Annotated in this window: 21 protein-coding genes; 7 read left to right on the forward strand and 14 right to left on the reverse strand. The window is 53.9% G+C overall.

Translation table 11 applies throughout. The annotated features are described in order from the left end of the window. Positions 1 to 1,003 precede the first annotated feature (1,003 nt). Positions 1,004 to 1,600: an AAA-type ATPase lid domain-containing protein gene (locus tag T370_RS22920; RefSeq protein WP_005026114.1), complete on the reverse strand. Its 597-nt coding sequence runs from the start codon at positions 1,598 to 1,600 to the stop codon at positions 1,004 to 1,006. Positions 1,601 to 1,663: 63 nt separating this feature from the next. Here T370_RS22920 and T370_RS0113520 point away from each other — a divergent pair, with 63 nt between their 5' ends. Then, positions 1,664 to 2,578, forward strand: a complete 915-nt coding sequence (locus T370_RS0113520) for a SulP family inorganic anion transporter (protein WP_248604261.1) — start codon at positions 1,664 to 1,666, stop codon at positions 2,576 to 2,578. A 344-nt stretch (positions 2,579 to 2,922) separates the two neighbouring features. Here T370_RS0113520 and T370_RS22925 read toward each other — a convergent pair whose 3' ends face one another. Both T370_RS22925 and T370_RS26105 read right to left on the reverse strand, forming a co-directional pair. Next, positions 2,923 to 3,225 (reverse strand): antirestriction protein, encoded by a 303-nt coding sequence (locus tag T370_RS22925; RefSeq protein ID WP_248604262.1) that lies wholly within the window; start codon positions 3,223 to 3,225, stop codon positions 2,923 to 2,925. 11 nt (positions 3,226 to 3,236) lie between these two features. Continuing rightward, entirely contained in the window at positions 3,237 to 3,362 is a 126-nt protein-coding gene (locus tag T370_RS26105; protein WP_016360790.1) for a hypothetical protein, read from the reverse strand. A gap of 247 nt (positions 3,363 to 3,609) precedes the next feature. On the opposite strand from T370_RS26105, the gene T370_RS0113530 reads away from it, so the two are divergent. From T370_RS0113530 to T370_RS0113545, 3 genes are all read left to right on the forward strand, one after another. Continuing rightward, positions 3,610 to 4,389, forward strand: coding sequence for a ParA family protein (locus tag T370_RS0113530; protein WP_029436025.1), 780 nt, complete (start codon positions 3,610 to 3,612; stop codon positions 4,387 to 4,389). A gap of 133 nt (positions 4,390 to 4,522) precedes the next feature. Next, a complete protein-coding gene (locus tag T370_RS26110) occupies positions 4,523 to 4,645 on the forward strand; it encodes a hypothetical protein (RefSeq protein WP_270571003.1) in 123 nt (40 codons plus the stop codon). A gap of 934 nt (positions 4,646 to 5,579) precedes the next feature. Beyond that, positions 5,580 to 6,155: a DNA-3-methyladenine glycosylase I gene (locus T370_RS0113545; protein WP_005026106.1), complete on the forward strand. Its 576-nt coding sequence runs from the start codon at positions 5,580 to 5,582 to the stop codon at positions 6,153 to 6,155. Positions 6,156 to 7,082: 927 nt separating this feature from the next. On the opposite strand, the gene T370_RS0113555 is transcribed toward T370_RS0113545, so the two are convergent. From T370_RS0113555 to T370_RS0113600, 10 genes are all read right to left on the reverse strand, one after another. Beyond that, the gene (locus T370_RS0113555) at positions 7,083 to 7,751 is read right to left on the reverse strand and encodes a vitamin B12 dependent-methionine synthase activation domain-containing protein (RefSeq protein ID WP_029436029.1); all 669 of its coding nucleotides are present in this window, start codon (positions 7,749 to 7,751) and stop codon (positions 7,083 to 7,085) included. Between the two features lie 297 nt (positions 7,752 to 8,048). Continuing rightward, positions 8,049 to 8,507: a transposase gene (locus tag T370_RS26310; RefSeq protein ID WP_081847559.1), complete on the reverse strand. Its 459-nt coding sequence runs from the start codon at positions 8,505 to 8,507 to the stop codon at positions 8,049 to 8,051. 146 nt (positions 8,508 to 8,653) lie between these two features. Continuing rightward, complete coding sequence (locus tag T370_RS0113565) at positions 8,654 to 9,373, reverse strand: DUF1638 domain-containing protein (RefSeq protein ID WP_029436031.1); 720 nt, start codon at positions 9,371 to 9,373, stop codon at positions 8,654 to 8,656. A 179-nt stretch (positions 9,374 to 9,552) separates the two neighbouring features. Continuing rightward, entirely contained in the window at positions 9,553 to 11,460 is a 1,908-nt protein-coding gene (locus T370_RS0113570) for an ASKHA domain-containing protein (RefSeq protein WP_051643846.1), read from the reverse strand. Beyond that, positions 11,433 to 12,398 (reverse strand): CobW family GTP-binding protein, encoded by a 966-nt coding sequence (locus T370_RS0113575; RefSeq protein ID WP_005026097.1) that lies wholly within the window; start codon positions 12,396 to 12,398, stop codon positions 11,433 to 11,435. The genes T370_RS0113570 and T370_RS0113575 overlap by 28 nt, the downstream gene beginning before the upstream one ends. Beyond that, entirely contained in the window at positions 12,395 to 12,805 is a 411-nt protein-coding gene (locus T370_RS25705) for a uroporphyrinogen decarboxylase (protein WP_016360787.1), read from the reverse strand. The genes T370_RS0113575 and T370_RS25705 overlap by 4 nt, the downstream gene beginning before the upstream one ends. 3 nt (positions 12,806 to 12,808) lie before the next feature. Beyond that, positions 12,809 to 13,744 carry a uroporphyrinogen decarboxylase family protein gene (locus T370_RS0113585; RefSeq protein ID WP_029436033.1) on the reverse strand — a complete coding sequence of 312 codons (936 nt, stop codon included), beginning with the start codon at positions 13,742 to 13,744 and terminating at the stop codon, positions 12,809 to 12,811. A 167-nt stretch (positions 13,745 to 13,911) separates the two neighbouring features. Next, positions 13,912 to 14,973 (reverse strand): uroporphyrinogen decarboxylase family protein, encoded by a 1,062-nt coding sequence (locus T370_RS0113590; protein ID WP_029436034.1) that lies wholly within the window; start codon positions 14,971 to 14,973, stop codon positions 13,912 to 13,914. Positions 14,974 to 15,221: 248 nt separating this feature from the next. Then, positions 15,222 to 16,637 carry a monomethylamine:corrinoid methyltransferase gene (locus T370_RS0113595; protein ID WP_005026086.1) on the reverse strand — a complete coding sequence of 472 codons (1,416 nt, stop codon included), beginning with the start codon at positions 16,635 to 16,637 and terminating at the stop codon, positions 15,222 to 15,224. A 58-nt stretch (positions 16,638 to 16,695) separates the two neighbouring features. After that, positions 16,696 to 17,346, reverse strand: coding sequence for a cobalamin B12-binding domain-containing protein (locus T370_RS0113600; RefSeq protein WP_005026085.1), 651 nt, complete (start codon positions 17,344 to 17,346; stop codon positions 16,696 to 16,698). A gap of 1,415 nt (positions 17,347 to 18,761) precedes the next feature. Here T370_RS0113600 and T370_RS25065 point away from each other — a divergent pair. After that, complete coding sequence (locus tag T370_RS25065; protein ID WP_156034427.1) at positions 18,762 to 18,911, forward strand: hypothetical protein; 150 nt, start codon at positions 18,762 to 18,764, stop codon at positions 18,909 to 18,911. A gap of 23 nt (positions 18,912 to 18,934) precedes the next feature. Here T370_RS25065 and T370_RS0113610 read toward each other — a convergent pair whose 3' ends face one another. Next, positions 18,935 to 20,401, reverse strand: a complete 1,467-nt coding sequence (locus tag T370_RS0113610; protein WP_029436035.1) for a sigma-54 interaction domain-containing protein — start codon at positions 20,399 to 20,401, stop codon at positions 18,935 to 18,937. A gap of 1,449 nt (positions 20,402 to 21,850) precedes the next feature. Here T370_RS0113610 and cobI point away from each other — a divergent pair. Together cobI and T370_RS0113620 are read left to right on the forward strand one after the other, a co-directional pair. Continuing rightward, positions 21,851 to 22,552 (forward strand): precorrin-2 C(20)-methyltransferase, encoded by a 702-nt coding sequence (gene cobI / locus T370_RS0113615; protein WP_029436036.1) that lies wholly within the window; start codon positions 21,851 to 21,853, stop codon positions 22,550 to 22,552. After that, on the forward strand, positions 22,549 to 23,721 hold the full coding sequence (locus T370_RS0113620) for a hypothetical protein (RefSeq protein WP_029436037.1): 1,173 nt from the start codon (positions 22,549 to 22,551) through the stop codon (positions 23,719 to 23,721). The genes cobI and T370_RS0113620 overlap by 4 nt, the downstream gene beginning before the upstream one ends. Positions 23,722 to 23,751 lie beyond the last annotated feature (30 nt).

A 23,751-nucleotide genomic window follows, 5' to 3' on the forward strand; every position in this document is an offset into this window, starting at 1 on the left:
TTTTCGAGATGGCAGCGGAGCCGAGCGAGATCGAGTTTTTTTATAGAGCTAATTTCTCTCTGTTCGAGGTGAGAGAGGTGAAGCTCCCACCTACGGAGTTCGGTTCTTACTCCCTTTTTTGAGTCATCACAAAGAGTTAAAGAATTATAAAGTTGCCAAGCGTCTTTCAGTATTGCCATTTCTTACCTCATGCGGTATATAGAGAAGAATTCGCATGTAGGTAAAAAAAGTCTTTGAGAATCAAAGACTAGTAGCTAGAAAGACATACGGCCTTTCACGCCGTCAACAGCGGTTCAAATCCGCTTGGGGACGCCAACAGACATCTGAAGGCGCATCACATACCTCCAAAATTGAGGTTTTGTGGTGCGCCTTTTGTATTATAAGCACCCCGCCCTTGTAAAGCCCTCCCTCCCTCCCTCCCGGCCCTCAAGCCGCTCCGCTCTCTCCAGCCCCGCCACGTCCTGCGGCCTTCTGGAAAAAACTCCCCCCTACGTCCAAAAACTCCGAGCCCTTCCTGTTCAAGGCGTAACCTCCGTCATGAAGATGATGCCTTCATCCGGCAAGCGTATGGCCTGCGCGCCGCACTGTTTTTCCCTGCCCGCAGGATGTACGCGCCTCCTCTGGCCGCGCCTAAAGGCCCATCTGCCCGCTTCGAGTCCGCCTCCTAGTCGATTTTCCAGGCTGTACACAATTCCTTGCCGATATTCGCCGTGGCATAAGGCGGAAATTCATCGTCCTCGATAACAGGGCTGGCCTTGCTGCTCGGTCTTCAATCAACCGCGGCAGGGGCATATCCGAAGTCACAGCGCTCTCCTGCGGGGACTCCCTCTCGCTTCTGGAAGCTCTTGTATGGATGGTTCTCATGTATTGCAGGCTGTGTTCCGTCCTGTCTCTTCACATGTCGTCCACTGGTGGCTGGGGATATTCCCATAAATGATCCGGGTTGTTCCCCCTGCTGAACAACAACGCGAAACGCCTTCAGGCGTCGGGTGTCCGGGTGGCGCTACACCACTATACCCAGCTTGCGTATTCTGTGTTGCAGCGTGGACCGTGGCACCTTCAGCAGGGCCGCAGCACCACGCGGGCCAGACAGACGCCCCCCAGTGAGGCGTAATGCCTCCAGAATATGGGCACGTTCATTTTCCTCAAGGCTTGGCAGATCGGTGTCATTTCCCCTGGAAGGCGCCTGTAGTGGAATTTCGGCTGATGCGGATAGCGAGAGGAGCTGCGCGGGTTTTGCCGTCTGACCGGAAATGTTGTCCCATTCATGCAGCGTTTCCCGTACCAGTGCTTCCGTTACAGCCCCATCCAGAGAGTGCAGTAAAAGTCTGCTGACGACATTGCGCAACTCACGGATATTGCCGGGCCAATCGTGGTTACAGAGCGCACCGAGGACACTTGCGGACAGATGCGGAGGCTCTATCAACCACGACTTGGAAAATTGTTTAATGTAATAGTCCACCAATATGGGTATATCGCTTTGCCGATCGCGCAGTGGAGGAAGGCGTAGCGTGACCGAGGCCAGACGGTAGAACAGGTCCCGTCGTAGCCGGCCCTGCGCCAGCGACGTTTCCAAATCAATATTGGTGGCGGAAAGCACGCGGATATCAACATTGATAGAGCGGGCATCGAGTCGCTGCTGGCCTGTGTGGTGGCGGACAGCATGACGGGCGACAGGCACAATCCGAATATGGAGCTGATTTCGCAGGGCATCGGCAATGTGGCTTCCGTGTTCTTCGGCGGATTCTCCGCCACGGGCGCCATCGCCCGCACGGCGACGAATATCCGAGCAGGCGCGATGTCATCCATCTCCGCCATTGTGCATTCCCTGTTCCTCGTGGCTGTGGTCATGTGGTTGCTGCCATTGATAGAGCTCATCCCACTGGCAGCCCTTGCCTCCGTACTGGTGATAGTTGCCTACGATATGAGCGATCTGCGCACTGTGCGCCATATTTTTCAGGGACCTAAATCCGACTGGTCGGTAATGCTCCTGACTTTCACGCTCACGGTGGTGTTTGACTTAACCGTGGCTGTATATACTGGAGTCATACTGGCGTCGTTGCTGTTCATGCGCCGCATGGGCAAATTAACAGGTCTCCATACCTGCGTTTCCAGGGAGGACGAGGCATCCGGGCACGAAACCCCTATCCCGGACAAAAACAACGTGCCCGACGGAGTGGAAATTTTCGCCATCAACGGGCCGCTGTTCTTCGGTGTGGCTGACCGATTCCAGTCCACGCTGAACGCGATGGAGACGCCGCCCAAGGTATTCATAATGTATCTGCACAACATGTCTGCCATCGACATGACAGGTATCCACGCATTGGAAGAATTCCTTGAGCGCCGGCGGAAAGGCTGTCGCGTGCTATTCGCCGCCGTGCGGAAACCCGTCCACAGGACGCTCCAGCGGGTCGGTATCCTGCGCACCGTGGGCGAAAAGAACGTCTTCCCCTCACTCGACGAAGCGCTGCTCCGCGCCGAGGAAATTTTAGAAGATACCATTATGGCCCGGGGAAAGAGTTTTGCTACGGCTGAGTTCGAGATTCTGAAGCTATCACGAGAGCGCAGCAAAAACTGAAGAAGCTCCAGAAGCCACATTCACTCGTCGCCAAGGCAAAATACTATACCGAGAAGCAGAGCAAGCACACCCAGCCCCGAAAAGACAGTGCGGAGCATGAAAAACTCCGTGGCGGGGCACCCCCGATGGGATGCTCACAGTAACATCAGACGAGCAGGCTCTGTCATAGAATGTGATTGTTTCATCTCCACAGTATGATGCAAGATACAGTCTTTTTCTCCGTTTTTTCCGTTAACGGAATCCATAGCTAAAGCATTTAGTCTGTTATCTCTTTGAAGATTCAAGAAATAAAGCATCAATTATTTCTTATGACACAGCTATTTGTATTTGTTGTTCAACAAATTTCAAGTATAGTGCAGAGGACTCTTTGTTTCAACGGCCGCGTAGATCTTCTGCGCTTCAGGGTGCGAGCCGATATATTCGTAGATTTGCCAGTACTTCTCTGCAAAGGCAGGACTGTGTCCGGCGAACCTGGTAAGGACAAACAAGGTTGCCACACCTTCCAGCCACATCGGGAGAATCTCCCCATCAAAAAAGCTTCCGGGCCGCATGAGCCTCATGGGATGTGGTAGCTCCGGGGCGATGGAAAAGCATCCATTGCTCAGATCATAGAAATTCCAGAAACCTCCCGCGTACCCGCTCTGCAAAGAGTTCCCATTCAGTTAACGATACGCCATTCAAACGCGAATATTTTTGCCATTCCCACATGTCGGGGGCAGAAACCCAGTCGCTCTTCATTGGCTACCCTCGCCGCTGTGATGGCTTCCATTTCCAAATCTTCCATTGTGCCCTCCCTGGACGTTGCGAGTTTTCCCTGGAGTTGAAAACTGGAAAGGAAGGGGCTGTTTCCGTGACAGAATGAACGGAGTACCCCGTAAGGGCCCGGAGAGAACGATGGCGCGGAAGATGCGGCCCTGGCACGCCCTCTTCCTCTTCGATGGGAGTGGAGAATTATCGATAACCGCAAGAAGGTGGTGATGATGACCCGGTCGGGCTCTGTTTAATACATATTCATGAGGAGAATAAAAACCATGTATATCTGTGCCATAGCCAACCAAAAAGGCGGCGTGGGCAAGACAACGACGGCACACAATCTGGGAGTTCAGCTTGCCAGAAATGCAAAAAAACGCGTGCTGCTGCTCGATTTGGACGCTCAGGGGAACCTGAGCGACGCCTGTGGTCTTGATCCGCAAACACTGGAATATACCGTTTTCGATGTCCTCGCTGGAAACGCCTCCATCGCCGAGGCGAAGAGCACGCTGGAAGCGGGGTTGGATATTCTCCCGGCCAACATCCGGCTTGCAGAAGCGGAACTGGCCTTTGCCGGGCGAATCGGGAGGGAGAATCTGCTGAAGAAAGCCCTCCTCTCTGTTTCGGGCGAATACGATTATGTGCTGATAGACTGCCCGCCTTCTCTCGGACTTTTGACCGTCAACGCCCTCAATGCGGCAAACGGATTGCTCATCCCTGTACAGGTCGAGTATTACGCTCTGGCGGGGCTGGCGCTCATCAGGCAGACTGCGGAACTTGTCCGCGATCTCAATCCTGATCTGGCGATCCTCGGGCTCGTCCTGACGTTTTTTGATGCCCGAAAGACCCTCAACAAAGATGTGGCCGCAGCTCTCGCGGACGAATGGGGAGACACATTGTTCTCAACCCGTATCCGGGACAATGTGAGCCTTGCGGAAGCCCCCAGTAATGGGCAGGATGTGTTCAGCTACAAGCGAAGCTGTTACGGCGCAAAAGACTATGCGGCCTTTGCTGCCGAATTTCTGGAAAGGACGGAGGGATGCTATGGGACTCAGGGATAGAGGAAAGAACCAGGTGAAGAAAGGGAGCCCCAGCGGGCTGTTTGCCAGAACGGAGCCCGGTATTACAGAAATACAGAATCCTATAAATACAGGAATACAGGAACCCCTACCTGAAAAAAATGACCAGAGGAAAATGTACAACATATCTCGGTCATTGTCGGAACGTCTTCGTAAGTATGCTTTCGATGAACGCCGGAAGGAAGTGGACATCGTGCGGGAAGCACTGGACGACTGGCTCAAGAAACAGGGATATTGAGGAAGACGCATGTTGCAGACGGCACACTTCAAACGCTGAATCCCAAACCGTGGAGGCCCGGTGTTGCCCTCCTGAAACAAGCAACACCGGACAGCGTGGAGTACGACGTCTACCGAAACGCCGTTATTAAGGGATTCGAGCTTGTCCTTGAAACGGGAGGTAAACTTTTGGGGAAGTCCTCAAACAGTTTTTCTCTTCTCCCGCTGAGGTGGACAGGCTCTACTTCAAGGATGTACTACGCCATACCGCCAAACATGGCCTGCTCACGCCCGACGAGGTCAGACGCTGTTTTTTCTATCGGGACAACAGAAATCTTACAGCTCACGATTACGGAGAAACTCCGGCGGAAGAGGCACTCAGGTTGAAACCTTCGTAGAGGATGCGCGGGCTCTGGCGAACGCATGGACAAGACAGATGGAACAGAATGAAGTTTTTCTTGAGCCTGTCATAAAAAAGGCCGTATGCGTCTGCTTTGTACTTTCGTTCCGAATGCCGAGGTATGGGCTGGGAACCGCATATCAGGAAGAGCGCATTCAGGAAGCGTTCTTGCTCTTGTCGTCCGCACACCATAGGAGCTCTCCATCACCCCAGCCAGAAAGCCGACCACCTCAGAACGGCACTCCGAGAAAGCGACATTCCCATTCTCATTGTTGTCCATGATTAGGCGCTTCTGCTTGACGCCTTCCAAGAGAAAGTGACTATATCTTATAAAATAATAGAATTACATAATTATGTAATTCTATTATTACAGAACTCTGTAAATTGTAGAGTCTCAGGCTTGCTCTAACAGCCAGCTCCGCTTTGCTGGTGCCGCTTGCTGATGAACGGCGTGGTTGATAAATGGTTTGACGGGTTATTGCGTCAATTGGTGAGGCCAGAGCACATTCTGCTCCCCATAACCGTAAAGATACATAAAGAAAGAAGCCAAGCAACTATGGAAATGCAAGACCTGCTCAATGGACGATGCGGTTGGTGCGGCACTGACAGCCTTTATGTCAAATACCACGATGAAGAATGGGGGAGGCTCGTTACGGACGACAGGCTTCTCTTTGAGTTCCTTACTTTGGAAAGTGCCCAGGCTGGCCTGAGCTGGATCACCATATTGCGTAAAAGAGAAAGGTATCGAAAAGCATTTTATGACTTTGATGTCAATAAAGTCGCCCAGATGACTGAGCAAGATGTCGAACGGCTCATGCAGGACGAGGGCATTGTCAGAAACCGGCTCAAGATCAAGTCGGCTATCAGCAATGCCAAACTTTTCATCGCCATCCAGAAAGAGTTTGGCAGCTTCTACAACTACACATTATCATTTTTCCCAGAACAAAAACCGATCAGTTACCAACCCAAAACGCTCAAGGATATCCAAGCCTCCACTCCTGAATCAGACGCCATGAGCAAAGACATGAAAAAACGTGGCTTTAAATTTTTTGGATCGACCATCTGTTATGCCTACTTGCAGGCCACAGGATTTGTGAATGATCATCTGGTAAATTGTATCTGCAGAAAATAAAATTATCCATCAATATAAGCCAAAACAGATAATATCCGCCGCCCCTAGACAGCAGCGCTTCGATTGGGGACAGTCGCGATTTGGCCCAGTATGATGTTGGCTTTGACGTTGATGACAATGTATATGTTGCGGAGCCCCTGAATAGGAGTTCCGCATATCCAGCTTGGAAGAGGGTATGAAATTCACCTTTCCGTAAAGCTATCTGTGCCTAAGCAGCGTGCAGGCATCTTCCTCGCTCTGAGCGATCGCCATAAACGCTTTACCCTGCTCCGCTTCCTCCGGATCAAACTTGACCTGTAATCCGGGGACGGAAAGCAAGGCGCATTTCTCCTCGACGGACTCCATGGGTGTTGCAGCTTCATCAGGTCACGTAAGTAATCAGCCCGGAGTTCAAGATGCGCCCTGATTTGTTCAATGTCCGGAACGCCCCCTTCATCGAATCCTTAACCCATCCCCTGGCTCAGCCGGGAGATGGGTTAAGGATTTGAAACCGGTTTCCTTCGAAAAGCTACTCGGCCTCGCATAATGCATTCCCGTTTGCGGACTCCCCTTTCGGGACAGGTATGTTCTCCCATCAGGAATCCGTCGGAGACGTCGGAGAAGGGGTCTGTTCGGCCTCCCGTTCTTTGATGTAGCTCTTCCAGCCGGGACACCAGCCCGTATGCCAGCGCCAAATGTGGGCCAGTAGCGATTTTGGTTTTCTTTCCGCATAGTTCCGGAAACGACATACTTCACATCTACGTACGGACACTTTTCATGCCTCCCCTCTTTTTCTTGACCATTCGTCATAAGTAAACTGTACAGACGGAAACAGGTTTCGCTTGCGCACCATCTTGCGCCCCCCTCAGGATTCATTTCGCCCGTCAGCCTCATTTCAATCACGGCACGGCCCACCGATTCTTTTCAACAGCATCGCCTGTCCCACTCTCAGGTGACCAAAGAGGGAGTCCTGCGGTTGGGGCACTCTTTTTTGGGGCAGAGCTGACAGTTGTAAAACTTGCTGTCAGTCTGGAAGAACACACCCGAAACACTGTACTCGGGCCGCATCATCAGGCTGGGCAATAGGGTCACACCCAGTTTCTCGGGCAGTGGGGCCAACAGTTCAAACAGGGGCACCTGCTCCTCAAGAGACCATACCTTCAGCGAACCGGGATTCATAGCTGAAACCTGAGCAATACCGTACCGCTCTAGAAGCGTCCTTTCCAGCAGGTTTTCAGCCTGCTGAACGGCCACTTCCCGCAAGGCACTGGCGAATACCTGCTCCAGCGAGGAAGAAAGGGAAAGGCTCCAGTCGGCCAGTTCCGTCCCTTCACTCGCCAAATAGGGAAAGGCCCGCCCCAGCCCATCCATCTTCTGGCGCAGCAGCGGGCTGGAAAAAGTCACTTCTCCGACCTGTACATTCTCTTCGTCCAGCATGGTCAGGCCGCACAGCCTAGCCACGGCTTTGGGCCTAGCCACGCGCGCAGCTTCCTCCGCTAACCGGCTCAGCCGATCCATGAACTTTGTCTGCCCGGGCCGGATGCGCAACCTGCACCCTAGGGATTCCAGATCAAATTCCAACGGCACGGTTTCGACAAGAATGACATTCTGATCCATGAATCCCCTCCGTCAGTTGCAGGATGGCCGCATACGGTTCCTTTGCCTCACCCGGATATCAAATCGAGCCATCACCAAGTCGGCACAAAAATATTGTACGCACAATCGGCATAGGTACAGCGTAACTGCTTAAGGGATATAAAAGTGGTATGGAATGCGTCCACACCCTCAGGTTTATCGATACCACCTATGTGACGAACGCCGTCTGAAGAGTAAAATTTACCGCTGTGAGGGGGACGTCTGCGGGATGTCCCCAGGTCGGCATCAGGTTCATATCCTGAGCCCCCGGTGAAGCGATTAGGCAATCTTCGCCGAGAAACTGACCATGCGCCTTCCCGGGAGCTGAGGATTCGGTCCGCCGCTGCCGGACGAGCGGGCTCGTTTGCGCCCCTCTCGCTCGCCGCTTCGCCTGATCAGGAGCTGCGGGCTGTCGGTCTGGATCTGTAAACACTCAAATTTGTGGCGGGAAAAATCTATTTTTTCAGCATGTTCAAACTCTGCCCGCAGATATGGCCAAATCCGGGCAAAGGTACCATCCGCACCCCACTTCCTGAAACGCCGCCATGCCGTCACGTAGTTCCCCAAAGAGTGGGGCAGCTCGCTCCAGGGGCAACCCGTGGTGAGCACATGCAGAATGGCTTCCAGAGTTTGCCTGTTATCCGCCGGAAGACATCCCCGCAACCTTGGCCGTACCAAGAGGAGTAGCCGGATATATTCCCACTGTGCGCTGGTGAGCCTATATACTGACATGGCCATGCCTGCCGTTATTGCGTCATGCCCCGGGATGCCGGGCCCATTGAAGTTTCAAAACGACACTGTACCGGACATTCCACCTATCACACGGGTAAAACCATGAGGCCAGCCGGGGACAAAATGGAGCATCAGCACCACGAGAGCCCGGATTATGCCGGGCAAGCTACAGCGCAAATCGTGCCTTCAACATCCATATCGATCGTCTGCCCCGGCACGAGGTGCAGAAACCGCTCCCCGGATTGCCCACCGTGCAGCAACTCGGCCAGATAAGCGGAAGATCCCCATATCTCGGAGTACGGCAACAGCGTAGCCTCCGCCACTTTTCGGGCCTCGTCCACATAAGCGTCCCCCATCTCCGGCCAGCGGATATGGCAAGCGTTCTTGTAGTTATCGAGCAGCGCGTTTTCCGCCTTCATCATCCGGGCGGCTTTGGCCGCACCGAATTTTTTCTCATACACGGAAAAACGCCTATACGATTCCAGATGAAAGGGAACCAAAAAATATTTCAACCACCCCGGGCTGATCCAGTATGTGGCACCCTCCCGGGAAGAAGCGTTGGCCCCCTTCTGGTCAAGCCCAAGCAGCAACGGAATACAATCATGCAGTTTTGGGAAAACCAACGTTGCCCGGCTGGCGTGCACGCCGCACAACCCGCGCCCACACAGCCCGTAGCCGCACAGAACCGCCAACGGCCCGTCGTTCTCCTGTTCAAAGGCATCCACGAGGCCTTGAAACGCGCTGCGCAGTTTTTCCGGATAGTCATGCAGCCGTTGCTCCAAAAAGTTCATGGGAGGCGGATTCCGCATATCGGATGCGAGCACTTCCAGCTCGGGACGCAGGACTTCACAGGCGATAAGCAATGTTTTCATACTATTCCAAATGTTGCCGTCAAAAAATGCAGGGCCTTTGCGCAGTGCGGTTTCACGGGGCAATCCCCAAAGATTCCCTATAAGGGCCAAGAGCGTGCTCACAAAGGTTCGGTGAGCACCGCCGCCCCCCCCCCCGCAGCATGAGTGTTCGCCAAGGCGACGTGGCGCAGCCGCATCTTTTAGGATGCGCCTTTCCCTCCAAGAGGCGGAAAACCGATTTCCCTCACGAAAAGGTCGTTGAATTCTACATGGGTCGAGAGTTCGACGGGCTTCACGAAAGAGGCGATCCGGTCGGCCATCTTCCGTTCTCCCAGAGAAAGCAGGCACAAACCCGCCCCTTCCGCAGCCGCGTTGCCGATAGGAATGATCTTATCGACCGAAATGCCTGGGAACATGCCCAGAGCGACGGCCTTTTCCCGATCCAAATAATTGCCGAACGCACCCGCAAGGTAGATCCGGTCGATCTGGGATGCTTCGATTTTCACTTCCTTAAGCAGAACCGCAATGCCCGCCGCAATGGCGGCCTTGGCAAGCTGGAGTTCCCGGATATCCTTCTGCGTAATGACAATGTCCCGTTCGTTGCCCTGCTCGCCAGCAAAGGCCAACACAAATTCCCGCATACCGCCGACCGTGCGTAACCTGCCCCCGAGAGGCTGGGAAAGTGCCGGGGACTTTTCGCCCGCAAGCCGACCCGAGACTCCCAGCAGGCCGCAGCGGAGCAGTTCGGCCACCGCGTCGATGAGCCCGGAACCGCAGATTCCCTGCGGAGGCATATCGCCGATTACCCCCAACCGGACGGTGCCGTTTTCGAGCAGGACGCTCTCAATGGCCCCGTCTCCCGCCCTCATGCCGTTCTGGATATGCGCACCCTCGAAAGCGGGCCCCGCCGCTGCGGAACAGGCCAGCAGCCAACCCTTGTAGCCCAGAATGATTTCGCCGTTCGTTCCGATGTCCACGGCAAGGGAGTAGCCCTTCTGTTCCCACAGCTTCGTGGCCATGGCGACGCCAAGGGTATCGGAGCCCACATAACCGGAGATATTCGCGAGGACATGCACGGTCCCTTCCGGATGCATGGGCAACCCCAGCCTGCCGCCCTTGACCACTGTGCGCGGGCGATAACAGGGGATAAAGGGCGCCACGGACAGATTTTTGGGATCGACGCCCAGAAACAGATGGCTCATGGTCGTATTGCCCACGGCAACGACGCTGTACACATGGTTCTCGTCGATGGAGAGGCTCCGGAGAAGGCCGCGCATGGTTTCTGAAATGCCCTTGATGGTCACGGCCTGCATCTTCTCGAGATTTTCACGGCCTGCTGCAGCGGTAATCCGGCTCAGCACGTCGGCTCCGAACACACGCTGCGGGTTGGCCGTACCGTCTGCATCCAACACTTCGCCGGAAAGCAGATCGACGAGGTAGACCGCGATGGTCGTCGTACCGATATCAAGGATGAAGCCGTACCGGAGGGCATGGGTATCGCCGGGTTCGACGGCGATCAGTTCGTCCTCGACCAACACCGCGGTAACCTCAAAATCCGCCTTCCGCACAATCTCAGGCAGGCCGCCCAACAGGCTGAAAGCCACCTTCTTGTTCTTGCCCACCTGAGCCAGAATGCGCTCCAGATCGGACGCCTGATCCCGCAGACTGGGCTTGGGCAACTGGATGAACTTCTTCTCGATCAACGAATCGGAGTACTTTTTTTCTTTCTGGAGGTTGGGCAAACGGACCTTTCTCCGGACGTCATCCCGGCCAGCCGAGATCTCGATGACCACATCCTCCCGGATCAGGCTTTGGCAGGCAAGAACCTTGCCGTCCCCCCTGGTCATGAGGAACGACTCATCCCCCTCAACCGGAGCCAGCGTTCCGGAACGCACCTTCACGGCGCATTTGCCGCAAATGCCGCGCCCTCCGCACTCCGCACCTTCCAGTATGCCCGCCTTGAGCAGGCAATCCTTCAGGCTTGTTCCCGCCTCAGACTGGAAACGATACCGCTTCCCGCCGGCTAACACTTCGATGTTCATGATGCTCATGTCCGCCCACCCCTGTTGCCCGAACCCGTTCAGGAAAGCGAAAACGGAACCCGGCATTGCGTGTTCCAAGCCGCTATCAATTTCTCTGCGATCTCGTCTCCCGCCTTGGGAATGATGACAATCTTCGATTCATTGCCGCTAGCTTCCAGAACCCTCGTCTCGACCTTGTCGTTGACCCCGTCCACATGGAACCAGCCATGCTCCGTATCCGAAAGGATTCCCTTGACGCGCAGAGCTCCGGGCAGGATCTCGCGGACAAAGGCTTCCACCCTTTCCGGGGGCAGCCCTTCCGTCGTCGTGATGATGTACTGGCCCGGCCTCGTGTATGATTCCTTGGCACTCCGCTTAACAAACTTGCTCTCCAGAGGAGAAGACGTAGAGACTTCGTGCATGGAGGAATCCAATATCCCTTCAACACATGCGTAACTGGTTTCAATAATCCCGGCGTGCGGGTTGAGCTGCCTGATCTTTTTCCGAATTCGAGCCAGCGTCTCGCCGTCTGCGAGCTCGATCTTGTTGATGATGATCCGTTGGCTGGCGATGACCTGCTCTTCCACCGCATTGATGTCCTCAACCAGATCAAGGAAGCTCTCCGGATCTATCAGGGCGATCATGCCCTGATAGACGTAATGGCCGCCAGTAAGCCGCTTCAAATCACACAGGATATTCCTGAGCGGAAACGGATTGGCCATCCCGGAGGTTTCCACAATCACGACATCCAGAGAGCGCTTGGCGAGCAGGACAAGAGCCTCCAGAAAATTGCCGGAAAGGCAACTGCAGAAAACCTGCCCGTCGTTAAGTTCTTCAATCTCGATGTCTTTGGCCCGAATGAGGCTCGAGTCGATATTGACCCGGCCCCATTCATTGATGATGACGCCAATCTTTTTTCCCTGCGCGGCCGCTTCGTCGAGGATACGGTTCAGCAGCGTCGTTTTCCCCGAGCCCAAAAACCCGGTAATGAAGAGCAGAGGCACGGGACCGCAGGGATTGTTCATAGGGCTTCCTCGATCTGCCGGATAAGGTCATCCAGATTGGGAATGAGCGACGAGTACTTCAGTTCACCGTTGAGATACAGGCTGGGCAACTGCTTCACGCCCATCTTCTTGATCCGGGAGATGTTTTCAGGCGTGTTGTACATGTATTCCACGACATCGATCCTGTCGCCGAAATGCTTCTTCGCGTCTTGGGCGACGCCCCACATGTACGTACAAGCCGCGCAAGCCGTGGAATCCAGCGTGAAGGCTTCCAACAGGGGCTTTTTCAGATTGCCGTAGTCGGGCAGTTCCACATCCACGTCCATAGAGCTCAACTCATAGTTGGCCACCATCTCGCGGGCCTTGTCGGTATGCAGAACAGCCTGAGACAGAGCGATCGCATTCTCCACCGGAGATGCATAAGGCATGTCTCAGCCAGGGGAGAAGATGAAGTTCTTCCTTGTGTTCAGGCTGTCGATGAGGTCGATGCCCACCTTCATGTTGTCGAGCTGCGTACCAAGCAGCAAGGCGGTCGTCAGGGGGATGTTCCCGCCGATGGCGACATCGTAGCTGTCGGTGAGCTTGTGGGCCGCCACGATGTTGACATTTTCATCAACGGCGAGGGAATCCGGCTTCGTCTGGCACATGAGCTCAAGGATATGGGTCGCGTTGCCGCACACGAAGAAGGACGAAAAGGCGCCCTTGTTGCGGATATGCCCGAAGATCTTTGCATAGGGCTCGAAGACGAAGTTTTTGAAATGGGTTGGGGAAATCTGGGATACGACCGGGTCCACCGGTACGATGACGTCCACGCCTTCTTCCAGATAGAAGTCGGCCATCTGCAGCCCCAGTTCCGTGGTGTAGGCCATCAGCTCCTTGACATACTCGGGGTGCTGGCGCGCATCGCGGAAAAAGTTCGTTCCCCTCAAGTGGGAAGCCAGCGTATACGGACCGCAGAAGAGCCCGTACAGAGCGGTTCTGTCGCCCACGGCCTTTTTGATGCGCCGCGTGACATCCAGTACCAGAGGGATTCGTCCGGAATCTCTAGTGATCTTGATATCGGGAATTTCAAAAGTCGATTCCAGGGGATGCGAGCGGACGCTGGGCGGGCCGTTCTTTTCCCATTTGATGGTGCAGCCCAGAATTTCCGCTTCCAGCTGCAGGTCAAACAGGAGGATCAGGCCATCAGGCGCATACATCTTTTCCACTTCCAACAAAGACTCGACGAGCTTGTCCGCGTCCTGATAGACTTCATCGGCAGTGTATCCCTTCAAAAACCCGGCATGGACCCCCGCCATGGGGACCCAGGCGGGACGTTCCGTTTCTTCATGCCTAAGCGTTTTAAAAAGCACTTCTTTGCCAGTCATGCAAGACTCCTTTGTTGATGTTTGGAGCTGCAGGATGCCTTCCTGTAATGGCATCATTTTCGGAAACCGCCGACATGCTCCCAGCGACAGCCATCCTCTCGTGATGCGGCTGTTTTTACCGGTTCATGTCAACGTTCCGAATGTTTTTCGCCAAGCGGCTTCGCCACTCAGTTTCTGACGCTGGCCGCGTAGTCGGAAGAGGCCCTGACCATGGCCAAAATATTTTCCAATGGTGTCCGAGCGGCCAGATCGCAACCGGGCATCATCACGTAACCACCGTCCAGCCCGGCGATTTCGGCATTGGCGTACGCTGCGGCATACACAGCCTCACTCGCCCCCATGCACAGCAGTTCGTTGGGATTGAAATTCCCCACCATAGTGAGTTCTTTGCCTGCGGCCTCCAAAGATTCCTTGAGGTCCACGGGGGAGTCCACGGAAAAGCCGTCAATCCCCAGAGCCTTGACGTGAGGAAGCCTCATACCTGCCTTCCCGCAGATATGCAGCAAAAATGTTTCACAATTTTTCAACTGGGAGGTGAGCCCCTCGAGCGTGGGGACTACGTGTTGCTCGTACATTTTTGGGCTGATCATGTCTCCGGACGAACAGGGGTCACAAGTCTGGATGAGATCGCAACCGTTCTCACAGTACATGTTGGCGATTTCGGCGCAACAGTCCGTGGCATACTCAAGCAACGGCTTGATATACGGAGACTTCTTCCCCAGCAGGATCATAAACTCTTTCACGCCTACCATCATGCTTGCACCGGAGAAAGGGCCGACCATCTGACCGGCCACGCTCTTTCTGTCGCCCACAAGCTTTTTTATTTCCCGGGATTGGCGCATCATTTTCTGAATCAGTTCACTGTTCTCCAGCCTTTCACGGATTTTCGAGCGATCCAAGGAAGAGATATCCGCCGCAACGTCGTGGATGCAGGGTTTAACCTCGATCGGGGCGCCGATCTTTGAGATCTCGGTGGGGCAACCGAGAGCCTCAAGCAACCCAATCCAGCACCCCAAGCCCGTAGTGACCGAGTCACTCTGCATCTCGTCATATGTCCTGACTATCAGCTCAGCACCAAGATCATCCATCTCGCGCAGATCTTTAAACGAAATCTTTTCCCGCTCGATCATCCACGTTTCACCGAGGAGGATCATCATGGGCACACGATCCACCGGGTTGTGGGCAAAAGCAGCTTTGACACGTTCTTTGGAAGTCATGGTGCGGGGCATAAATTTCTCCTCTTATAGAGCAATATCCGGATCCGTTTAAGACATATCTCCAACTGATTGCTATAAAAACATTGGGGATGACGGCCTATTGATTGAAGGCACGCCCGCTTCCAGGAACCGCCCAGGCCAGAGAAAAGTTCCCGGAAAACGGCTGCATTTCATCGCCTCCGCCGGTGGAACCGACCGGAGGCGATGAAATGTTAGCGTGTCATCATCTTTCCCAGAAATCGCCTCAGGCGATTACGCGGCTAGTATTCCATCGGGAGACCCATCTGGGTCAGTTCCTTCTTCACCTTGTCGTACATATCCATGTACCACTTCTGCGGCTGGACGGTGACGAGGTTGTAGCATTCCCTGAAGTCGCCGCCCATCTTGTGCGCGGTATGGGAGTCAATGGTGGGCTGGTACTTGGCCATGATGCGCTTGACCAGATCGTTGGCATGGGCACGGGTAAGGCGCGCCTTGGCGACGGCTTCGCCCACTTCGGCGGAGAACTGGAGGCCAAGGCCGCTCTGATGGTCCTTAAGCCCGCTCTGGGCACCGGTACCGCCGGAGACGCCGTTGCCGAGCACGACGGCACTGATGGCGGAGGCGGCGGATTCCCAGAAGAAGTTTTCATGACCAATGCCGTGCGTCATCTGCCAGCCACCGCCGGTCAGCGGTTCGCACACGGTGTTCTTGGTAACGGCGGCGTTCTGGTGGTTGCTGCACCACAGGGAGTACTTGCTGGTGTTGCTGAAGTACATGGCGTCCACGGACCAGGAACCGTTCAGCGGCACGTCAAACAGCAGCTTCTGGATGATCCATTCCGCGGTGCCGGTAACGGCCGATGTAGCGGGACCGCCGGACAGGCCGCCGGGGTAGGAGGTCATGACGCTGTAGAAGTTGATGCCGTAGGTATGCCACTGCAGGGCGCGGGAGAGATGCTTGTATTCCACCTTCTGGTGCGGCAGGGTCAGGCAGCAACGGAAGTCGCCCTTATTGGCTCCCCAGCCGGGATCAAAAGCGGCCTGCATAGCGGACATGGCGATGGCGCGGATACCGCCGTCGGCGAGACCGGGACGGCAAACCTGGCGGCAGACGTCCTTAACCTGAGCGACGCTCCACAGTTCGGAGAACATTTCCCACGGAGAGTCGGGGGTAATGGGCATGCCGTAGATTTCCGTCAGGTTCCCTTGGAAGTGGCACATATCAATCTGAGGCACCTGAGCGTAGCTCATGGCAATCTGATGATAGATATCCTGAGAAACGGGGCCGAGAATACGGCCGAGCACGGAAACCGGGTTCTTCACATGATCGTAATCTTCAAAGCCGCGGTGAACGGCGGTGAAGGAATCCTTGCCCACGCCGACGGTGTAACGGTCGGCGGTGTTGGCAGCCGCGTCAAGGATTTCTTTGCGAGAGAATTCAATGATCCTACGGGTATCAGTGCACAACACACCGACTTCTGCTACCAGATCGATGGCGGCCTGCCACAGGCGGTCGAGCATTTCGTCGTCACAGGGGACCATGTGATCCGGGTCATACTTGATGCCCCACTTTTCGGTGATCTTCTTCAGCTTCGGCCAGTAAACCCTCTTGTCAAAGTCGGATTCAAAGCAAATGGGACCGGTAACAGCTCTCGACCAGAAGTCGATAAATTTTCCACGGGCGCCTATACGCATAGAGATTTCCTCCATAGACAGTGTGTGTTCAGGCTCTACTCAAACCCACCGAAACCGCTTACTTCAAGAGGCTCTTCGCGAGTTCCACCGCTTCCACGGCGTCCTTGGAGAAGCCGTCGGCGCCGATCTGCTCGGCCCACTGCGGGGTCACGGGACCGCCGCCCACGATGACCTTATACTTGTTGCGCAGGCCCTTGGCTTCGAGGAAGTCGATGACTTCCTTCTGGCTGGGCATCGTGGTGGACATCAGGGCGGAGAGGCCGATGATCTGAGCACCGAATTCCTCGGCGGCGGTGATGAACACTTCACTGTCGACGTCGGCGCCGACGTCCTTCACGTCAAAGCCGCCCACGGTGAGCATGGTGGCGACCATATCCTTACCCACGGCATGCACGTCACCCTTGACGGTGCCGATGACGACTTTCGGCTTTTCCTGGAAGGAACCAGCATCGATGGTCTTCATGAGCTCGGGTTCAAGGACCTTGAGCCCGGCCTTGAAAGCGTCGGTCGCGAGCAAGATTTCAGGCAGGAACACTTCCATGATCTGGAACTTGTCGCCGAGAACCTTCAACGCGTCGCCCATCGCATCGATCGCGTCCATGGGAGAGACGCCTTCCTTGATGATCTTTTCCGCCGCGGTTACGGCAGCGTCTTCATCAAAATCCAGAATGGCGTTTTTCAATTCTTCAATGCAAGCCACGTTTGCCATAGAAGTAACCTCCAGAAGTGTGGATACTGAAAAAGGCTTTTGCTCATCATTTGCCTTGGAAAGTTTCCGGGCGCTCACCCCCACTATCGGGCATGGCTTCCCGGACAGCCTCCTGACCTTAATGCCGCTATCCATAGCGATTCTGCATATCGCCCTCTGCCTCCTGCAATAGAATATTTTTCCTTCAATCAAACATGAAACCCGATACTCTTTCGTAAAACCACAAAGAATCATGCCGTTTTTTTGATCTGATCATATCGCAAATGATATGCACAGAACAATTTTTTATGACGTTACATTGCTAGAGTAAAAGAAGTCATGCATAGCAAGATACTTTATGCTAGTGTTTGTCCCAACATTCTCGCGTTGAGAAACATACCCGGCTTCCGCCGTTATGTTTGATATTAAGCAAGGAACATGCCATTTTCTTAGGAGAAGGAAAAATTTCTGCCCTCAAGAATTGAGCCAAATAGTTTTGCTCTTATCTCGGGCAGTTATTAGGACAGGAAGAACAGTATCCAGCAGAGAAAAGAAATTTTTCACTTTTTTAAAGAGAGCATTGATACCTATTAGTAATTTTTTTTGACCGTATTCGACACACAATAAGACAACCTGTATTACAATTGAAACAATAACAAAAAATAATTAATCATTATATATTCTTATATCTATTTTTTTCTAAAATCTGCCCACAACCCGCACCCGTGCTACATAAGAAATGACTCGGGGCGTCCTCATTTGCGGTCCTCCTCCCGCTCATTCCGCAGTCCTATATCTCACTTGAATAACATGACTATTTTTCACAAAAAGTTTAACACACTTCCAGTGTTTCACTGCCTGCGTGACCATTGGGACACTTCATGTTGTGGATCGGCCACTTCCAAAGTTCCACACGGCCTCCTGAAGCACGACGCCGGATTGTGAAATAAATTTCAAAAGAAAAATCAGAAGAACAGATACTGGAGCAGTACGGCACCCTTCCGCTAAGGCGTTTCCACCACACTACGCAGATCCACCAGAAAAGGTCTTCCTTGTACCGCATATACCCCACAGAAAGCTGCGCGAGGCATCCCCCGCTCAGCCCCCATCCTCCTGCATAGGCAGGCGGTCGGGGAAAAGAGTGTCAGGAACGGAATGATGAAAGCTATGGACAGACAGGTATGAAGTCGGCGCTCGCTTATTCGCCGCGCAGATTTCACTCCACTTCCTGCTCGACGGAGGCGAAGGGAACACTCACGCGCCGCCCCCAGTATAAAAAGGTATCAAGAAGCGCGGGATTCCGCATTCGGCATAGCGGGGAAGAGCACCCCAAAGCGGCGAAAGGCCCGAAAAACGCCGCTATACTGGAGTTGCCCTGGGATATGGTTCTGTTTTCGTGACATGTCGTTCTGACAAAGAGGATAAAGGCGAAAGGGATGGCGTCCGTTTCGGCTTTTCCCCGAGCGGGCCAGCTCCCCCTGAACATCGCCCGGCGGAAAGACGGAAACCGCCCGTATACCCGGCAGCCCGAACTCCGCCAGTGGGACTCGCAACAGGCTGCCAACACGACCGGCTTCCGGCGTTAAAGTTCCCATGAGGAGGCTCTCCCCTATTGCGCCTCAAACTTGGCGAGCAGGCCATGTTCCCGGAGCTTGCGGTACAGCTTGCTCCGGGAAATCCCCAGAGTCCGGGCGGCCAGCACCTTGTTGTAGCGGGAATTGACCAGCGCGTCCCACAATACCTTGCGTTCGGCCCGGGCGCTGGCTTCTGAAAAGTTCTGACTGTCCTGGCGGGAGTCCTCTGCATCGGGTATCGTCCCGGCTACGGCCGCCGCCTCCAGTTCACGCATGAAGCGGGGCGGAAGGTGCTGGACAGTCAGCACGGACTGATCATCCCCTAAAGAATATAGCGCGTACACAAGTACATTCTTGAGTTCCCGGACATTGCCGCGCCACGGGTATTGGGCAAAGGCATCATACAGGGCGTCGTCAATCCGGATATCCTTCTGGCGATTGTCCCCGACGCTCTGGGTGACGAAATGCCGGACGAGAAGGGGTATGTCGCTCACGCGATCCCGCAGAGGCGGAATATCCAGTTCGAAAACGCTCAGCCTGTGGTACAGATCCTCGCGGAACTGGCCCTGCCTGACCATCTCCGCCAGATTTCTGTTGGTCGCGCCGATAAGCCGAAAGTCGGAATGGAGCTGACCCTTATGAGCTATCTTTTGGATTTCCCCGGTTTCAAGGACACGGAGAAGCTTCGCCTGCATGGGCAGCGGCAGTTCACCGATTTCATCCAAAAAGATGGTGCCCGTGTCCGCCATTTCAAACTTGCCCTTCACGCCGCCGACCTTGGCTCCCGTGAACGCCCCTGTCTCATAACCGAACAGTTCCGATTCCATCAGTTCCGGCGGCAGTGCGGCACAGTTCACAGTGACGAAAGGCCGATCCGAGCGCTGGCTGGCCATATGCAGAGCCTGCGCCACCAGCTCCTTCCCTGTGCCCGATTCCCCGCATACGAGAATCGGTTCCTGGCTGAACGCGAAACGCCGCCCCAAGCAGCGCATGTTTTCAATGCAAGGGGCTTCGCCCACAATAGCTTCGAACGTATATAATCCACTATTTTTATGTGCTTCCTTCTGCTCTGAGAAGGAGTAGGACTTCATTTCCAGATTGCGAACCGTATCCAACAAGGCCAGCAGCTTATCCTTGTCGAGATTGGAAGGGATGCTTTCGACCACCACCCCCCGCAGCTGACCCTGCTCATCCTGAATAGGATAGCGAAAGGAGACACCCCATACGTTGTTCTTAGTCTGGCTGGAACAGATGACCATCTTGCGCGTGCGGATGCTACTCATGACGCCACGCTCGCCAGTGAGAAAATAATCCGTTATATGCTTACCTATAACACTTTCAGGAAGGTTATACATTTTTAGAAAAGATTTGTTGCAATAGATAAAGAATCCTTTGTCGCAAAAGAGAGCAACACCTGTATGCAGGAGATCAAAAATACCGATATTTATACTTTCAATAATCTTCTCAAATGTTTCCTTCAATATCATTGAAGAGTCAATCATACAGACCTCTCAGTCATGCATTTTGTCTATTGTACAAAAATAGATTCATATATTTATTGACTGATATCGGAAGAGACTGTCATTGTTGAGGCATTTCCGACACATGCCGAATACATCAATATATACTTACTGGAAATACTGTTTTGACTCAAGCGTGACACCCGACAAGTTGCAGGGGGGCCTGCCGCTGTACTCCGGTCCGTTTTACACCTGATTCCGCAAGGAGATGCACCCACAGCGGAAAAAGCGGCTTCTGTCCTTTTGCGCCGAACTACGGGGAATAGCCGAGGAATCAAACTGCTCCGCATTCCTGTGGAACGCCCTATCTACTCCAGCCTTCACTACCCGGATAATGAAGGGCCGATACCAAAGAGCTCTTCGTTATCTAGTTATTGCATTTTTGATGCCGGAGTCCATCCACTTCAGATATCCTAAAAAATCAAAACCATACGACACGATTGGGGATTAAAAAACAATTTTTCCCCCAAGTACCTTTTGGAGGCAAGAAAAGGGCCTGCATCGCCCGAAACGGGCCTCCTTCTGTCTCCTTAATCCGTCCTCGTGGCCCCTTCCAATGCAAAATTGCCCGGTTGTAGCCCCTCTCTCCCTACAAAGGATGTGACAGAAATAACGTTTAATATGTTCCAATATCGTGACACTTTGTACCCGCATCAATAAGGGGAAAAGACCTCCAAGATAGGTTTCCGTATAAAAAACTGCTCCAGCTATAGTAAGATACATTTTTAATCAATTTATATCATATAATTACAATAGAATTTATCAAAAATAGTTCCTGTTCTTTTTACTTGTAAAGCAGGCAGAGTGCGCCCCGGTACACGCACAAAATTGTACCGAACGGCTCTTTGTACCGATATTGACACAAATTGTCCCGAAAAACGTGCCGAAAAGAACTTTTCTCGATATATGGCGCCCACAATTCCGGGACAATTCTTCTCCGCTTTTTCACATAATCATAAAAAAACTTTTATTTCAGCGTATTATAGCGACAAAAAACAATGGCAAATTATTTGCAATAAAAAGAACAAGTTTCTGGTGAAACGTTTAGTGTTTGCATCGGGTTCCTGTTTGGGCTGTTCCATATCCCATATACTGATTAATAGGAATCAAAATGGTTCCAAATTGCACTGTAAAAGCACACATAATTGGATCATGCACCCATAATGTGACTTTTTTAACGTTATATAGATATGTATTTTGTGAAAATACCTATTTAATACATTACCATAATGTACATCAGTGAATGAATGACATCTTAATATATTAATATAAAAGAAGATACCATATTCAATTCTAAAACTATTATAGCGACTAGGATCAGTTCAACATCAGCAATGCTGGAAGGTTCCGGACCGGATGACCGGAGCGCCCGGCTCAGGCCGGAAAACGTCAAGAGACCTGAACATTCATCTCCACCAGGACGGAATTCTCATGAAAACAGGCAAGTTATACGGTGTGGGCATAGGCCCCGGCGACCCTCAGTATCTGACGCTCCGGGCGGCGGATGTGCTCCGCTCCGTGGATGTCGTCTTCACCGTGATTTCTCCAAATGCCTCGAACAGCGTCTCGCAATCCGTGGTGGACTATCTCCAGCCGCGCGGGGAAGTCAGGCTTCAGGTATTCAGCATGTCCCGCGACAAAACCATCCGCGAGGAGCAAGTGCGCGCCAATGCCGAGGCCATTATCGCCGAGCTGCGCGCCGGACACGACTGCGCCTTCGCTACACTCGGCGACGCCATGACTTACAGTACGTTCGGCTATGTACTGGAAATCATCCGCAAAGCCATTCCCAATCTGGATCTGGAAGTCATCCCCGGCATCACCTCATTCGCCACGCTCACCGCCAAGGCGGGAACCGTGCTCGTCGAGAACGGCGAACAGCTCAGGATTATTCCGTCGTTCCGCGCAGAAATGGCTGAAACACTTGATTTTCCCAAGGGTTCGACGACTATCCTCCTCAAAAGCTACCGTAGTCGCGGTGCCCTTCTCGACCGGCTGGCCCGCGAGGAGAAGGTACAGGTCCTCTATGGTGAACACCTCGCCATGAAAGAGCAGGCCCTTCTGACCGATCCGGACGCTATCCGCGCCCGCCCGGAAAAGTATCTCTCCCTGATCATGGTCAAGAAACAATGAAAGCCCGCAGTTCCATCCCGCCGTGGAAGCGTCCGGGCTGGGTTCTCTGGTTCGTCCTCGCTGCCGTCTGCTCATGCTGGTTCATCCTGCATATGCCCGTGGACTCGCGCCGGATGAGGGATGCACCCACAACCGCCACGCAGACAGCGGACGCTTCCCCGGCAAGGGGCGCCCCCGGCGGCGTCCTCCCCACACAGGCGAGCGGACAACCTTCCGACGCGGAAAGGATCTTCATGAAGCTGGAGACCTTCGGACGGCTGTTCGCCATCGTGGGCATTGCGGCCTTTTGTGGAGGGCTAATGGAGGCCCGCCAGTGGCATATGGTGCTGGCGCTGCTGATGGGGCGCCTGACCCGCATGGCGCGCCTCCCGGAAATCGTGGGCCTTGCCATGCCTACCGCGCTCTGTTCCAACGCCGCTGCCAACAGCATTCTGGTAAGCAGCCATGCTGAAGGGCAAATCCGGACTTCAGCGCTTATCGCCGGGGGCATGATGAACAGTTACCTGGCCTACATTTCCCACTCGATCCGTGTGATGTTCCCGGTGATCGGGGCCATCGGCCTGCCCGGAGTACTCTATTTCGGAATGCAGTTCACGGGCGGTTTTCTGGTTCTGCTGTGTATCCTGCTCTGGAACCGTTGGTACGTCTCGCGGCACGGCGAGTCCCCTTGCGCGACCGAGTCCGGCTCCACCTCCCAGCCGCTGGCATGGCCGCACGCCATATCGAAGGCTGCCATACGCTCGTTCTCCCTGCTCTTCCGCATGGCCTGCATGACAGTGCCCCTCATGCTCGGCATCGAATGGCTCCTCAAGAATGGCGTGCTAGACTTCTGGGAAACGGCCCTCCCCCATGCTGTGACGGAACTCTTCCCGACGGAGCTCCTTTCGGCGGTCGCGGCACAGTTCGGCGGCCTGGTTCAGTCTTCTGCGGTTGCGGCGAATCTCCGGGCCGAAGGGTTGATCGACAATAGCCAGATTCTGCTTGCTATGCTGGTCGGGAGCGCATTGGGCAATCCCTTTCGGGCACTCAGGAGGAACCTCCCCTCTGCCCTGGCGATCTTTCCCGTGCCCATCGCCCTTTCCATCGTCCTCGGCATGCAGCTTTCCCGCTTCCTCGTCACGCTTGCAGGCATAGCAGGAGTCATTTGGATAATGCTCAATACGCCATGACGGACAGCCTAAAACATCATCCCGGCGCGG

The organism is Bilophila wadsworthia ATCC 49260 (assembly GCF_000701705.1).
GTDB classification, from domain to species: domain Bacteria; phylum Desulfobacterota; class Desulfovibrionia; order Desulfovibrionales; family Desulfovibrionaceae; genus Bilophila; species Bilophila wadsworthia.

What these genes read in the sequence shown, in the direction of transcription:
- T370_RS0113565 (WP_029436031.1), bottom strand. Translation starts at nt 9,373, where the DNA reads ATGAAAACATTGCTTATCGCCTGTGAAGTCCTGCGTCCCGAGCTGGAA.
- T370_RS0113595 (WP_005026086.1), bottom strand. Translation starts at nt 16,637, where the DNA reads ATGCGTATAGGCGCCCGTGGAAAATTTATCGACTTCTGGTCGAGAGCT.
- T370_RS0113530 (WP_029436025.1), top strand. Translation starts at nt 3,610, where the DNA reads ATGTATATCTGTGCCATAGCCAACCAAAAAGGCGGCGTGGGCAAGACA.
- T370_RS0113570 (WP_051643846.1), bottom strand. Translation starts at nt 11,460, where the DNA reads ATGCCGGGTTCCGTTTTCGCTTTCCTGAACGGGTTCGGGCAACAGGGG.
- T370_RS25705 (WP_016360787.1), bottom strand. Translation starts at nt 12,805, where the DNA reads ATGCCTTATGCATCTCCGGTGGAGAATGCGATCGCTCTGTCTCAGGCT.
- T370_RS0113585 (WP_029436033.1), bottom strand. Translation starts at nt 13,744, where the DNA reads ATGACTGGCAAAGAAGTGCTTTTTAAAACGCTTAGGCATGAAGAAACG.
- T370_RS0113575 (WP_005026097.1), bottom strand. Translation starts at nt 12,398, where the DNA reads ATGAACAATCCCTGCGGTCCCGTGCCTCTGCTCTTCATTACCGGGTTT.
- T370_RS26105 (WP_016360790.1), bottom strand. Translation starts at nt 3,362, where the DNA reads ATGGAAGATTTGGAAATGGAAGCCATCACAGCGGCGAGGGTAGCCAAT.
- T370_RS26310 (WP_081847559.1), bottom strand. Translation starts at nt 8,507, where the DNA reads ATGGCCATGTCAGTATATAGGCTCACCAGCGCACAGTGGGAATATATC.
- T370_RS0113620 (WP_029436037.1), top strand. Translation starts at nt 22,549, where the DNA reads ATGAAAGCCCGCAGTTCCATCCCGCCGTGGAAGCGTCCGGGCTGGGTT.
- T370_RS0113590 (WP_029436034.1), bottom strand. Translation starts at nt 14,973, where the DNA reads ATGCCCCGCACCATGACTTCCAAAGAACGTGTCAAAGCTGCTTTTGCC.
- T370_RS0113520 (WP_248604261.1), top strand. Translation starts at nt 1,664, where the DNA reads ATGACGGGCGACAGGCACAATCCGAATATGGAGCTGATTTCGCAGGGC.
- T370_RS25065 (WP_156034427.1), top strand. Translation starts at nt 18,762, where the DNA reads ATGGCGTCCGTTTCGGCTTTTCCCCGAGCGGGCCAGCTCCCCCTGAAC.
- T370_RS0113555 (WP_029436029.1), bottom strand. Translation starts at nt 7,751, where the DNA reads ATGGATCAGAATGTCATTCTTGTCGAAACCGTGCCGTTGGAATTTGAT.
- cobI (WP_029436036.1), top strand. Translation starts at nt 21,851, where the DNA reads ATGAAAACAGGCAAGTTATACGGTGTGGGCATAGGCCCCGGCGACCCT.
- T370_RS0113610 (WP_029436035.1), bottom strand. Translation starts at nt 20,401, where the DNA reads ATGATTGACTCTTCAATGATATTGAAGGAAACATTTGAGAAGATTATT.
- T370_RS0113545 (WP_005026106.1), top strand. Translation starts at nt 5,580, where the DNA reads ATGGAAATGCAAGACCTGCTCAATGGACGATGCGGTTGGTGCGGCACT.
- T370_RS26110 (WP_270571003.1), top strand. Translation starts at nt 4,523, where the DNA reads ATGTACAACATATCTCGGTCATTGTCGGAACGTCTTCGTAAGTATGCT.
- T370_RS0113600 (WP_005026085.1), bottom strand. Translation starts at nt 17,346, where the DNA reads ATGGCAAACGTGGCTTGCATTGAAGAATTGAAAAACGCCATTCTGGAT.